This window comes from Candidatus Aquicultor sp., from assembly GCA_036504445.1.
Taxonomy (GTDB): Bacteria; Actinomycetota; Aquicultoria; order Aquicultorales; family Aquicultoraceae; genus DASXVE01.
This window is the reverse complement of sequence record DASXVE010000023.1, coordinates 16,480-29,460: the sequence shown is the minus strand read 5'-3', so window position 1 is coordinate 29,460 and position 12,981 is coordinate 16,480. Positions and strand designations below refer to the sequence as shown.

Here is a 12,981-nt window from a genome sequence, read left to right as displayed (position 1 = left end):
GGGCAAGTCTTACAATTACTCTATAACAGCACCTTTTGCGGCGGATGAAACCATCCGCGCGTAAAGCGCGAGATATCCTTTTGTAACCCGCGGTGCAGGAGTTGTCCAGCTCTTCAACCTCTCCTGGATCTTCTCGTCTGAGAGCTTTACGTTAAGCTTCCTGCCGGGAATATCGATCTCGATAGTATCGCCTTCTTGCACTGCGGCAATCGGGCCACGTTCTTGTGCCTCCGGCGAGACGTGCCCTATCGCAGCACCTCGTGTGCCGCCCGAGAAACGCCCGTCGGTGATAAGCGCCACTTTATCATCCAGGCCCATACCGGCGAGCGCGGAAGTCGGCGTTAACATTTCACGCATACCGGGGCCGCCTTTCGGCCCTTCATATCGGATAACGATAACGTCACCGGCTTTTATCTTTCCACCGATTATCGCGTCGGTCGCTTCAGCTTCACCATCAAATACGCGAGCCGGCCCCGAATGAACGAGCATGCTTTCTTTGACCGCCGCCTGCTTGACCACAGCGCCGTCTTGCGCCAGGTTTCCGAAGAGTATGGCAAGGCCACCCGTCGCTGAGTACGGATTGTCGAGCGGGCGAACAATATTGCTGTCGAGAACGCTAACGCCCTCGAGATTCTCGGCAAGGGTTTTCCCTGTTGCCGTCACGGTGTTCGTCTTCAAATAGCCGCCCTTATTCAGCTCGGCCATAACCGCCATGATGCCGCCTGCGCGGTACAGATCTTCGATATGCTGTGTGCCCGCAGGGCTTATCTTGCACAGGTTCGGCGTGCTCTGGCTGATCTTATCCGCCAGTTTCAAATCGAATTCCAAACCGGTTTCGTGAGCGATCGCCGCCAGGTGCAGCATAGTGTTCGTCGAGCCGCCGAGCGCCATGTCAACAGTGAGCGCGTTGCGAAACGCATCGTTCGTAAGTATCTTATCCGGCGTAATATTTTTTGCAAGCAGGTTCATAACCGCCATGCCGGCATGCTTGGCAAGCCTGATTCTTTCAGAGTACGGGGCGGGAATCGTCCCGTTACCAGGAAGACCCAAACCGATGGCCTCGGTCAGGCAGTTCATAGTATTAGCCGTGAACATACCGGCGCACGAACCGCATGTCGGGCAGGCGCAAGCTTCAAACTCGGCAAGCTCTTCTTCGGTCATCGCGCCCGACGACACCGCACCGACCGCCTCGAAGACGCTGATCAGGTCGATGTCCTTCCCATCGTATTTACCGGCAAGCATCGGCCCGCCGCTTACAACAACCGTTGGGATATTAACCCTGGCGGCCGCCATCAGCATACCGGGCGTTACTTTGTCGCAGCTTGGAATAAGAACGAGCGCATCGAAGCGATGGGCTTCAACGACAAGCTCAACGGAATCGGCGATAATCTCGCGGCTTGGAAGCGAATACTTCATGCCCGGATGATTCATCGCAATACCGTCGCACACCCCGATGGTTGAGAACTCGAACGGGGTGCCGCCCGCGAGACGAATTCCCGCTTTTACGGCCTCGGCTATCTTATCAAGGTGTATGTGCCCGGGAATTACATCGTTTGCGGAGTTGGCGATACCGATAAACGGCCGCGATATCTCCTCATCCGTAAGACCGGTTGCTCGCAGAAGCGACCGATGCGGTGCCCGAATAACCCCTTTTTTAACCTCATCACTTCTCGTTGACATAGCGCCTCCATATCCTCGGCTTGTACTATAAAAAATAAAAACCTCTCAGCCCCATATGGGACGAGAGGATTCTCACGCGGTACCACCCAACTTCAGCGCGCCAAACCGACTCTTACGTAACCGGGCGTTTCTTCGCCAAGCTATTTCATTATCTCTTGGTTTACGGGCGTGCTGCACTTGTATCCGTAACGCGGATATCACGGGCCAAACTACTAAGCGCTATGGTTATAAACCTTATCATTATCAACCCTATTGCTGTTCAGGTGGCCGGCTCCGGGGCGACATTCGGCTTTCGTCTTGTACCGGCTTCGCACCATCCCCGGCTCGCTCCTACAGTAAGAAAGCTTACTACTCCCCTTCATAGCCTTTAGCATTACAGCTATGTTCTCCCTATTTGGAGAATATTAGATGATATTATATAAAATTCGAGTGGTGGGTGTCAAGTAAATCCGCAGGATATATCGGGCGGTTCGTATGCCTACTCCTCTTAGCTCAACGCTTCTCACCTTAGCCCTCTTTTCTAGACTCACGGTGCCCAGGTTCATATAATTGATGCTGCGTAAAAAATCCAATACAGGCTTTGCCTTGGAGACTTGCGATTTACAGAAAGGTAGCTAAACAATATGTATCGAAAACGCAGCATCATTGCATTGATAATCGCCGCCGTAGCATTCGTGAGTGCGTTAAGCGTTCTCATGATTAAAACCGCACCCTTAGACCGAAACGCCGAAGCACGCGGAAAGACAATCGTGCAAAGCGCTCAGTTGAAAACTCCGGAAAAGTATGTGCCGCCTCGTTCGGGCTCATCCCAATCGGCACAACGCCTGAAAGACACCGCAGCCCGGCAACAAGAGACCGCAGCGGGAGGCGAGGCGATAAGACAAGCCCGTGCCGCCGAACGAGCCGGCGATATAAAGCCGGCAAAGACGGCTGAGCAAACCGGCGCTGTAAAACCGGCGAGCACTGCCGTTACACAAGCAAATACCACAAAGCCCGCGAGCGCTCCTAAACAAGCCGCCGTAGCGCAACCAGCCGATCCGCCTCCTGCCCCGGCTCCTGTCACGATCCCAACAACGGCGCAGGAGAGACCTAAGTATGGGTCGGCCATCGCGAAAATCGTAATCCCTAAAATCGGGGTCAACGAAACCGTCTATGAAGGCGCAGGGCAAGATGTCCTTGCACTCGGACCCGGTCATTTAGAAGAAACCGCGCTTCCCGGGGATGTGGGCAATGCCGTCATCGGTGGACACCGGGTAACGCACACCCGGCCCTTCTACTATATAGATGCGTTGAAAGTGGGGGACCCCATTTACATAACCAGAGGGTCGCACCAGTACGTATATAAAGTGGTGGGGCAAAAAGTCGTATTGCCGACAGAGATGAGCATAACGAATCCGACACCCGATCGAACGCTTACTATATTTGCATGCCATCCGTTATATAGCGCGGCGCAGAGGTATGTGGTTATCGCTAAGGGTTCGTAGGCAATATCTTATCGATAATGGCATCGGCCATTTGCGATGTACCGGCAGTACCGCCAAGATCATAGGTCACGCGTTTGCCTTCTGCAATAACATCGGCGGTGGCGTTAAATACTTTGTCAGCCGCCTCGCGCTCGCCGATATGCTTGAGCATTAAAACGCTCGATAATATTAGAGCGGCCGGGTTTACCTTGTTCTGCCCGGCATATTTCGGCGCGCTGCCGTGAACCGGCTCGAACACCGCATGCTCGGTGCCGATATTTGCGCCGGGGGCCATGCCTAAACCGCCGATCAAGCCCGAGCAAAGATCGCTCAAGATATCCCCGTAGAGGTTAGGGCATACCAGCACGTCGTAGAGTTCAGGTTTCTGGACAAGCTGCATGCACATGTTGTCGACGATTCTATCTTCGGTCTCGATATCCGGATACTGCTCGCCGACTTGGTTTGCTACGCGCAGGAACAATCCGTCCGAATACTTCATGATGTTCGCCTTGTGAATAGCGGTTACTTTCTTGCGGCCTTCGCGCTGAGCGTAATCGTAGGCAAAACGCACAATGCGCTCGCTGCCCGAAATCGAGATCGGCTTGATGCTAATCCCCGCATCCTCAAAGCGAATCTTAGCGCCGCGTGCTTTCAAGAAATCGATAAGCTCTTTCGCGTCCTTGCTGCCCTCTTCGAATTCGATACCGGCATAGAGGTCCTCAGTGTTCTCGCGAACGATTATAAGGTCGATGTCTTCGAATCGGCTCCTTACGCCTTTTAAGCTATATACGGGGCGAAGATTTACATAGAGATCGAGCGCTTTCCGCAGGGTTACATTTACACTTCGAAATCCCGTACCAACCGGTGTGGTAATCGGCCCCTTTATAGCGACTTTATTCTTCTTGATTGAATCAAGCACGTGGTCGGGAAGCGGTGTCCCGTATTTATCCATAACATCCGCTCCGGCTTCCTGCACGTCCCAATCAATTTTTACACCGGTCGACTCGACAACGCGGCGCATTGCTTCAGAAATCTCCGGCCCGATACCGTCACCGGGAATCATCGTAATCGTATACACGTTTTGCCACCTTTCCTTAAAACGATGTGCATCTAAAAAGAAGCGGAGCATCGCGCTCCGCTGAATGAACTCCCTAAAGTATTATTTATATCACGTAGCTGGTGTTTAGTAAATCACCTGGCGTTTTAGATGAGCTTATGCCTCGAGTGCAAACCCGCCGTTCTTGCGGAAGTGCTCGAGCAAACCGCCGTCATTGAGGATTTTAATCATGACATCCGGCAGCGGTTTAGCCTTAATGGTAATGCCCTTCGTGATATCTCTTACCTCACCTTTACTGACATCAACTTCGAGCTCATCGCCCTGGTCGATCTGCGTGGTGTCGCAGATAAGAACCGGAAGCCCTACATTGATCGCATTGCGATAGAAGATTCTGGCATACGATTCGGCAAGTACGGCACCTACGCCGGCCAGTTTAATGATAGTCGGCGCATGCTCGCGGCTTGAGCCAAGGCCAAAGTTTTTGCCGCCTACGACAAAGTCGCCCGGTTGCACCTTGCCCGCAAACTCGGGGTCGGCATCCTCGAGAACATGCTTTGCAAGCTCCGGCAGATTGGTTCTCAAATGAAACAACCTTCCCGGGGCTATGTGGTCGGTGCTGATACTATCTCCAAATTTCCATGCGTTTCCTTGTATTTGCATCGTTACTCCTCGAATTTATAGATACTTTCGCGGGTCGGCAATGACGCCCTCGATTGCCGTCGCCGCTGCAACCGCCGGTGAGCTCAAATAGATAAACCCTTCCGGGTTACCCATGCGGCCCTGGAAGTTGCGGTTCTGCGTTGCGAGGCACACCTCGCCGTCACCTAAAATACCGCCATGAACGCCGACACACGCACCGCAGCCGGGGTTAACGATTGCTGCACCTGCGGCAACCAACTTCGCGATGATGCCCTCTTCAATCGCCTTTAAGTACACGTCATTTGATGCCGGACATACCAGAAGCCTGGTGTTCGGGTTACGTTTTTTGCCTGCCAGAATTTGCGCTGCAATCCGCAGGTCCTCAATGCGGCCGTTCGTACACGTGCCGATAAATACCTGGTCGACTGTGGTGCCTGCAACTTCTTGTATCGTCTTTGTATTATCGACTGTGTGGGGGCACGAAATCGTCGGCTCCAACGTCGATATGTCGATCTCATAAACCGCTTCGTATACGGCGTCCTCATCCGCTTTTACTTCGCTCCACTTATCGCCGCGACCGCACTCTTCAAGGTACTTCTTCGTGGTTTCATCGGATTGGAAGAGCCCCGCTTTTGCTCCGGCTTCGACCGCCATGTTTGCCAGGGTAAACCTACCCGACATATCCATAGCATCAATGGTCGGCCCGCAAAACTCGAGGGCTTTATATGTAGCGCCATCGGCGCCGATCATACCTATAAAATGCAGCATAAAGTCTTTCGGGTACACACCGTGCTGAAATTCTCCGGTAACATACACCTTAAACGTCTCCGGCACCCGAAGCCAGGTCTGCCCCGATGCAATACCTATCGCAACATCGGTCGAGCCCATGCCTGTCGCAAATGCACCGAGCGCACCCGCCGTACAGGTGTGCGAATCCGCACCGATTAAGACTTCACCGGGGTTCATGTAGCGCTCGACCATCCGCTGGTGGCACACGCCCTCGTTAACATCCGAGAGGATTGCTCCCGTTTTTGCCGCAAAATCCCTTAATATCTTATGAGCGTTTGAAAGCTCTTTTCGTGGGCTTGGGGCCGCATGGTCGATAAAGAGAACCGTACGCTCCGGCTTTGCCGCCTTTTCCATCCCAAGTTTTTGAAGCTGCTGAACCGCCAGTGGTCCGGTTCCATCCTGTACTAACGCCGCGTCGATTTCGGCTACAACTATATCTCCCGCATAAGCATCGGTCGTGCAATGCTCGCTTAATATCTTTTCAACAATCGTTTTACCCACGTTCAGGCTCAAGCTCCTTTCCTTTCCTGCGCATGTAGTCCTGATAGATGTATACGAGCTCTTTCGAGAACAACTGACGCTTGAGTTCTATTGCTGCTTTGCGTACTTCTGCCAGGATCTCCTTGGCCGATTCCGGATCGAGCTCTATGCCGAATTCCCTAAACTTCGCAACGATCGATGCCGAGCCCGAGTGCTTTCCGATAACGATCTGGCGCTGCAGGCCGACCTCTTCCGGTGCAAATACCTCGTAGGTTGTCGGGTTCTTCAACATACCGTCGGCATGGATACCGCTCTCATGCGCAAAGCAGTTGGTGCCGACAATTGCTTTCCAAATCGGGATAGTCCGTGCGGACGCCATCGCCACGTACTCGGAAAGGTCGCGGAACATTACTGTCTTAAAGCCGAGGTCGACATGGCCAAGAAACTTGAGCGCCATAACAACTTCTTCGAGAGCGGCATTGCCCGCACGCTCGCCAAGCCCGTTAACCGTTGTGTTAACCCACATTGCACCTGCTTTTATACCGGCAAGCGCGTTTGCCGTGGCCATTCCGAAATCGTTGTGCGTATGCATTTCAATCTCAAGACCGGTTCCCTCGCGAAGCTCTTTGATTACCGTGAAGGTCTGGAATGGGTCGAGAACGCCGATGGTATCGCAGAAGCGCAAACGGTCGGCACCGGCTTCTTTAACAGCCTGGCCGAATTCGATCATGTAACCGATATCTGCGCGTGACGCATCTTCACCGTTAACGGAAACATATACGCCATGTGATTTTGCAAATTTTACGCATTCAACAGCACTGTCGATAACCCACTGACGGTCTTTTTTCAGCTTATGCTGTATATGGATATCAGATGTTGCGATTGATACCGCGACCGCATCAACACCGCAATCAATTGAATGCTGGATATCTTCAATAACGGCCCTGTTCCAACCGAGTACGCTGGCGCGCAGGCCAATACTCGCGATCTCTTTGATAACGGCCTTCTCGTCGCCGCCCATTGCGGGAACACCGGCCTCGATCTGTTGAACGCCGATTTGATCGAGAAGCTGGGCGATCCTCACTTTCTCATGGTTCGAAAATACGACACCGGCGGTCTGCTCGCCATCACGCAGCGTTGTATCATCGATCTTTACCTTAGTAAGGTCAACATCCACATATGAATGTTTTAGGTCAAAACTATCTAGTTTATATTCGGTCAACTTACTACCTCCATGCCGTATCTGAAATCAAGGATGATCAATCCAAGCGATCTATCGATCTATCCGGATAAGTTAAACTTCGCTGTAGACTCCTATTTTAGAGGAAAAATGGTGGTTAAGGCAAGAATTATTGGCGCCATAGCTGGCGATTTCCATAATATGGTGCAGCCAACATCAATTCCCGAAGCGCAAAACCGCTGCTACCGGGTATGCTAGACTATGCTGCAAACGCTCGCACGCTTACTTCGTAAGATTATTTTTCGGATTTTCTAAATATCTGCGATACCTTATCCGCCATATCTGAAAACTCTGTCGGGAACAGCACAACCGTGTTTGACGAACCTGAGCCTAGACCATCGATTGTCTGCAGCGTCCTCAGCTGCATCGCACCTGGGCTCTGCGCCATTGTCGCAGCGGCGGCGGCCAGGTTGACGGCTGCCTCTTTATCGCCCTGGGCCTTTGTAATCGTGGCGCGTTTCTCACGCTCGGCGGATGCCTGGCGTGACATCATGCGTTTTAGCTCTTCCGGCATGTCGATATCGAGCAACCGGATCGAATCAATATGTATGCCCCACTCTTTAATGTGCTTCTCGACAATCATGCCGATTCGTTCCTGAATCTGCTCACGTTCCGTTAAGAGATCATCAAGCGAGAGGGCCCCAACAACGTCACGAAGGGCTGCTTGTGCATATTGACCGATCGCAAAGGTAAAGTCCTGTACTTTTGTGATCGCTAGCTCCGCATCGGCAACGTAGAAGAAGATAACACCATCAATCTGGGCCGGTACATTGTCCTTGGTTATGACGTGCTGGCCGGGTACGTTAAGCGCCAGTACCCTGTTATCAACAAAGCGTACCGTGTCTAAGAACGGGATTATGTAGATAACACCCGGTCCCCTGACAGCTTCAAAACGGCCGAGGCGCAAAACCACGCCGCGTTCCCACTGTGCGGCAACGCGAACACCGGACACTATGATGTAAAGAATAATTACAAAGACAGCTTCGATGACTATCGCCAAAGTTGGATTTGTAGTGCCGTATATCGCGTAAAGAATGGCACCAACAATAATTGCCGGAACAATAACGAGCACCGCTCGCAATGTTCCTCCAAGAGATATATGTACTCCTGTAGGTGACCCAAATTGCCTTCTCGGTACCGGACTCGTCGATGACATATTGTCTTGTCCTCCTCCTCCGCCCTGCTGCCCCTGTTGCTGCTCCTGGACGGATTTCGATATATCGTTTAAGACATCCCAAATAGTTGGCACTGATATCTCACCTGTACTAATTATTAGCCGCGAAAGCGGTACTTAAGTAATGTTGTGATAGCTTCCACGCCGTCTCTCCAGCCGATCTTCTTACCCTCTTCCAGTTTGCGAGGATAATACGCAATCGGCACTTCATGAATCTTTATTTGACGCTTGGCGACCTTGGCCGTTACCTCCGGGCAGAACTCGAAGCGGTTGCATTTTAGATCCATGCTTTTTAGCACGTCGGATCGGAAGACCTTATAGCATGTCGGCTCATCGGTAATATGCGTCCGGTATAGAAGGTTTGTAACCAGCGTGACTACCTTGCCGCCAAGAAAATACCGCCAGTACGATCTGCCGTTATTCTTTAAGAGACGCGATCCGTAGACCACTCGGACCCCGCTACCGTTTAAAAACGGCCCTATAAGCGCATGGTAATCATTTGGATCGTATTCGAGGTCTGCGTCCTGGATGATAATCAAATCGCCGGTTGCGTGCACGATACCGGTACGAATTGCCGCGCCTTTGCCCTTGTTTTTCTCATGGTAAATAACTGTAATATCACTGCTTTGCGGAATTGACGCTAGGATATCGCGGGTGCTGTCGGTCGACCCGTCGTCGATAACAATAATCTCTTTGTCGATATCAACGGCCTGTACTTTTGCCAACAGCTCGCTAATCGTGCCCTTTTCGTTGTAGCAAGGGATGATCACGGATAACTTCATGCCGGCTCCCGGCTCGAAACGACGTAACGGTTGGCTGCTATCTAGTTGATGACTGATGCTAGGATTTTGCAACATTGTATCGATATTCCCTATAAAAGTATTACTATATCCCTGATATGATAGCGCATAGCCCCTGCGTTTACTAGGCAAGAATACCAGGCGTTATGCATTTCAAAGGTCTATATGCGTGTTACGGTGCTATATTTTTGTCCTACAGTTTTTCCCGAAGCAGCTTATTAATAAGCTGTGGGTTGCCACGGCCTTTTGTAAGGCGCATTGCCTGCCCGACGAGGAAGCCAAAGGCGCGCTCCTTGCCATCACGATATTCTTGCACGGCAGCCGGGTTTTCTTCGAGCACCATGTCAATGATTTGTGCTATTTCATCTTCGCCGCTGATCTGCGTCATGCCCTTTTCTTCGACAATAACGTGCGGCAGCTTGCCGGTCTCGAAGATTTCCGGGAATATCTCTTTTGCAATCTTGCCGCTGATCGTTCCTTTATCGATAAGCTTGAGAAGTTCTGCCAGATGCTTCGGCGTAAGCGCGGCCTCATCGATCTCAAGATTCTCGGTGTTGAGGTAATACAAAATATCACCGAGCATCCAGTTACTTATTACCCTTGTATCGCCCTTGTATAGCGTAACCGCTTCTTCGAAGAAATCAGCCATCGCTTTGTTCTCCGTGAGCAGATTCGCATCGTAAGCCGGCAGACCGTATTGGCGCATAAAGCGCTCCCTGCGCTGATCGGGAAGCTCGGGCAGTTGCGCCCGCAAGCCCTCGACCCAGCTTGTTTGAAACTCCATCGGTACGAGATCGGGATCGGGGAAATAGCGATAGTCGTGCGCGTACTCTTTGGAGCGAAGCGAGCTCGTTACGCCTTTGTTTTCATCCCAGTGGCGGGTTTCCTGAATAATCTCTTCAGGCCTGCCCTCCTCAAGCGCTTTTGTCTGCCGTACGATCTCATAGGCAAGCCCCCGCTGCAACGACCTGAACGAATTAAGGTTCTTAAGCTCGGCTTTCGTGCCGAACTCGGTTGCGCCCTTAGGCCTGATCGATATATTCGCGTCAACCCTCATCGAACCCTTGTCCATGTTGCAATCAGACACACCAAGCGACACCAAGATAGCGCGCAGTTTCTGAGCGTACGCTTTCGCTTCCTCCGGCGTGCGAATATCCGGCTCGGAGACAATTTCCATGAGCGGCACACCTGCACGGTTAAAATCGACCAGGCTGTAGTCCGCTCCCGCTATCCTGCCCGCGCCGCCGACGTGAATAAGTTTACCGGTGTCCTCCTCGAGGTGAATCCTAGTGATGCCGATCCTCGTCTTGTAATCGTCCATATCGAGATCGACAAGCCCGCCTATGCACAACGGAAGGTCGTACTGCGATATCTGATAATCCTTCGGCATGTCGGGATAGAAGTAGTTCTTGCGGTGGAACTGGCTGTACAGCGAAATATCGCAACCCGTAGCAAGCCCCGATGTTATAACATATTCAACAGCTTTCTTATTTGGAACCGGCAGTGAGCCCGGCATTCCCAAGCAAACCGGGCAGGTTTGCGTATTCGGGGCTTCGCCAAAGCGCGTGCTGCAATCGCAAAACATCTTGCTTTCCGTATCGAGCTCGACGTGTATCTCCAAGCCGATTACTGGTTCGTACTCCATAGTGCCTCCATTATTTATAAATTGCTCCAGCTCAAGAGCCTCAGAGGTTCCCGCCGGATTATATTCTACATGAAAGGGGATTAAGCCCATGAGCGATTCAACCAGCTGTCGCTCCCGCCATTCCTTATCGTCCATGTCTAAAGCTTCGGCTTCTCGTTCCAGCCGAATTGCTGTTCGAAACTATAGGCGGCGCGAAGCAACATTTCCTCGCCGAGCATCTTACCCATAATGTGCAGGCCGACCGGTAGGCCATCGACAGTACCGCACGGAACGGAAATTCCCGGCAAGCCCGCAAGGTTAACCGGAATCGTGCAGATATCCGATAAATACATCTGAAGCGGATCGGCCGTTTTCTCGCCGAGCTTAAATGCGGTTGTCGGCGATGTCGGTGATACCAGCACGTCAAAATCTTCAAATGCGTTATTGAAATCACGCGTAATAAGCGTTCTAACCTTTTGCGCCTGACCGTAATATGCCTCGTAATAACCGGCGCTGAGCGCGTAGGTGCCAAGCATAATACGCCGCTTGACCTCGTCGCCAAACCCTTCGGCGCGCGTGCGCATATACATATCCATGAGATCTTCGGAATCGGACGCACGGTAACCGTAGCGCACGCCGTCAAAACGTGCCAGGTTCGAACTCGCCTCGGCCGGCGCGATAATGTAGTATGCCGACAGCCCGTGCTCAAGATTCGGAAGCGATGTCTCGGCGACGGTTGCTCCGTTCTCCTCAAAAAGTTTAAGCGCATCTTCTACTACTTTTCGCACTTCCGGGTCGATGCCTTCCGCCATAAGCTCTTTCGGCACACCCACACGCATGCCTTTGAGGTCGTTTACCAGTGCTTTCGTATAATCGGGTTTATCGATAGGAACCGACGTTGAGTCGTTCGCGTCGTGTCCGACGAGATGGTTCAAAACAATCGCGCAATCGGTTACGTCTTTTGTAAACGGCCCAATCTGATCGAGCGATGAGGCAAACGCAACGAGCCCGAAGCGTGACACCAGGCCATATGTCGGTTTCATGCCGACGATGCCGCATAGCGCCGCGGGCTGTCTGATCGAACCGCCGGTATCGGAGCCCAGTGAAAATATCGCCTCGTCGGCAGCGACAACGGCCGCAGAACCGCCGCTTGAGCCACCGGGCACTCTCTCGATATCCCAGGGATTTCGCGTCGGGAAATAGCCTGAATTCTCGGTTGACGAGCCCATTGCAAACTCGTCCATATTCGTCTTACCGGTCATGACGATCCCCTCATTGAGAAGATTTTGCACCGCTGTGGACGTGTAGACCGGCACGAAATTCTCGAGTATCTTAGAACCGCACGTCGTACGGATACCTTTCGTGCACATAACATCTTTTATCGCCGTCGGTATGCCGGCAAGCGGCCCAATAGCCACGCCCGCTGCGATTTTTGCATCAACCGCTGCCGCCTGCTCGAGCGCAACATCTTTGGTAACCGTAAGGTACGACTTAACGTCGTCCTCGACCGCGTCGATGCGCGAAAATACGCTCTCCGTAAGCTCCTTCGAACTGATTTCTTTATTTTTAAGCTTCTTATGAAGCTCATGAATCGTCATTTGATAGAGTTCCATGCATCCTCCATATTATCAGGATATATAATGATCGGTTATATAATACCGATCTCGCTTTACATCTAATTATAACGTTTAGTTATAATATAGCCTTCCGGTCAATCGCATCGCATAAGCGATACTTATACAATCCGCGGTACAGCAAACGCTTGGTCTTCTCTCTTCGGTGCGTTCGCTAACGCCTCTTCCGGCGTCAAGCACTCGCCTATTTTATCCTCCCGGTACACGTTTATCAACGGTATAGCGTGCGATGTCGGCGGAACGTCCGATACATCATGCCGGGCTATACGCCCGGCATGCTCAAGTATCACGTCGAGCTGATGTGCAAACTTTTCGACCTCGGCGTCGGTTAGCCCAAGGCGTGCCAGCCATGCCACGTGCCGGACTTCTTTCTCACTAATGGCCATAAATACCTCCATGCA

Annotated in this window: 11 protein-coding genes and 1 other annotated feature; of the genes, 1 reads left to right on the top strand and 10 read right to left on the bottom strand. The window is 52.0% G+C overall.

Annotated elements, in window-relative coordinates; genetic code table 11:
* Window positions 1-15: 15 nt before the first annotated feature.
* The gene (ilvD, locus tag VGK02_05810; protein ID HEY3374559.1) at window positions 16-1,680 is read right to left on the bottom strand and encodes a dihydroxy-acid dehydratase; all 1,665 of its coding nucleotides are present in this window, start codon (window positions 1,678-1,680) and stop codon (window positions 16-18) included.
* A 53-nt stretch (window positions 1,681-1,733) separates the two neighbouring features.
* Window positions 1,734-2,051, bottom strand: a binding site (T-box leader).
* A gap of 252 nt (window positions 2,052-2,303) precedes the next feature.
* On the opposite strand from ilvD, the gene VGK02_05805 reads away from it, so the two are divergent.
* Window positions 2,304-3,164, top strand: a complete 861-nt coding sequence (locus VGK02_05805; protein ID HEY3374558.1) for a class E sortase — start codon at window positions 2,304-2,306, stop codon at window positions 3,162-3,164.
* On the opposite strand, the gene VGK02_05800 is transcribed toward VGK02_05805, so the two are convergent.
* From VGK02_05800 to gatC, 9 genes are all read right to left on the bottom strand, one after another.
* Window positions 3,151-4,221, bottom strand: coding sequence for an isocitrate/isopropylmalate dehydrogenase family protein (locus VGK02_05800; GenBank protein HEY3374557.1), 1,071 nt, complete (start codon window positions 4,219-4,221; stop codon window positions 3,151-3,153). The two genes, VGK02_05805 and VGK02_05800, sit on opposite strands and share 14 nt — an antisense overlap.
* 135 nt (window positions 4,222-4,356) lie before the next feature.
* A complete protein-coding gene (locus tag VGK02_05795) occupies window positions 4,357-4,860 on the bottom strand; it encodes a 3-isopropylmalate dehydratase small subunit (protein ID HEY3374556.1) in 504 nt (167 codons plus the stop codon).
* 15 nt (window positions 4,861-4,875) lie between these two features.
* Window positions 4,876-6,129: a 3-isopropylmalate dehydratase large subunit gene (locus tag VGK02_05790; protein ID HEY3374555.1), complete on the bottom strand. Its 1,254-nt coding sequence runs from the start codon at window positions 6,127-6,129 to the stop codon at window positions 4,876-4,878.
* A complete protein-coding gene (nifV, locus tag VGK02_05785) occupies window positions 6,122-7,330 on the bottom strand; it encodes a homocitrate synthase (GenBank protein ID HEY3374554.1) in 1,209 nt (402 codons plus the stop codon). The genes VGK02_05790 and nifV overlap by 8 nt, the downstream gene beginning before the upstream one ends.
* Window positions 7,331-7,583: 253 nt before the next feature.
* On the bottom strand, window positions 7,584-8,597 hold the full coding sequence (locus tag VGK02_05780; GenBank protein ID HEY3374553.1) for an SPFH domain-containing protein: 1,014 nt from the start codon (window positions 8,595-8,597) through the stop codon (window positions 7,584-7,586).
* 23 nt (window positions 8,598-8,620) lie between these two features.
* A complete protein-coding gene (locus tag VGK02_05775; GenBank protein HEY3374552.1) occupies window positions 8,621-9,304 on the bottom strand; it encodes a glycosyltransferase family 2 protein in 684 nt (227 codons plus the stop codon).
* A 211-nt stretch (window positions 9,305-9,515) separates the two neighbouring features.
* Complete coding sequence (gatB, locus tag VGK02_05770) at window positions 9,516-11,102, bottom strand: Asp-tRNA(Asn)/Glu-tRNA(Gln) amidotransferase subunit GatB (GenBank protein HEY3374551.1); 1,587 nt, start codon at window positions 11,100-11,102, stop codon at window positions 9,516-9,518.
* Window positions 11,103-11,104: 2 nt separating this feature from the next.
* Window positions 11,105-12,559, bottom strand: coding sequence for an Asp-tRNA(Asn)/Glu-tRNA(Gln) amidotransferase subunit GatA (gene gatA, locus VGK02_05765; GenBank protein HEY3374550.1), 1,455 nt, complete (start codon window positions 12,557-12,559; stop codon window positions 11,105-11,107).
* A 122-nt stretch (window positions 12,560-12,681) separates the two neighbouring features.
* Complete coding sequence (gatC, locus tag VGK02_05760) at window positions 12,682-12,966, bottom strand: Asp-tRNA(Asn)/Glu-tRNA(Gln) amidotransferase subunit GatC (GenBank protein HEY3374549.1); 285 nt, start codon at window positions 12,964-12,966, stop codon at window positions 12,682-12,684.
* Window positions 12,967-12,981 lie beyond the last annotated feature (15 nt).

Bases quoted from the DNA above. Each gene is read 5' to 3' on its own strand.
- gatA (HEY3374550.1), bottom strand. From the start codon at position 12,559: ATGGAACTCTATCAAATGACGATTCATGAGCTTCATAAGAAGCTTAAA.
- VGK02_05775 (HEY3374552.1), bottom strand. From the start codon at position 9,304: ATGAAGTTATCCGTGATCATCCCTTGCTACAACGAAAAGGGCACGATT.
- gatC (HEY3374549.1), bottom strand. From the start codon at position 12,966: ATGGCCATTAGTGAGAAAGAAGTCCGGCACGTGGCATGGCTGGCACGC.
- VGK02_05805 (HEY3374558.1), top strand. From the start codon at position 2,304: ATGTATCGAAAACGCAGCATCATTGCATTGATAATCGCCGCCGTAGCA.
- gatB (HEY3374551.1), bottom strand. From the start codon at position 11,102: ATGGACGATAAGGAATGGCGGGAGCGACAGCTGGTTGAATCGCTCATG.
- ilvD (HEY3374559.1), bottom strand. From the start codon at position 1,680: ATGTCAACGAGAAGTGATGAGGTTAAAAAAGGGGTTATTCGGGCACCG.
- VGK02_05795 (HEY3374556.1), bottom strand. From the start codon at position 4,860: ATGCAAATACAAGGAAACGCATGGAAATTTGGAGATAGTATCAGCACC.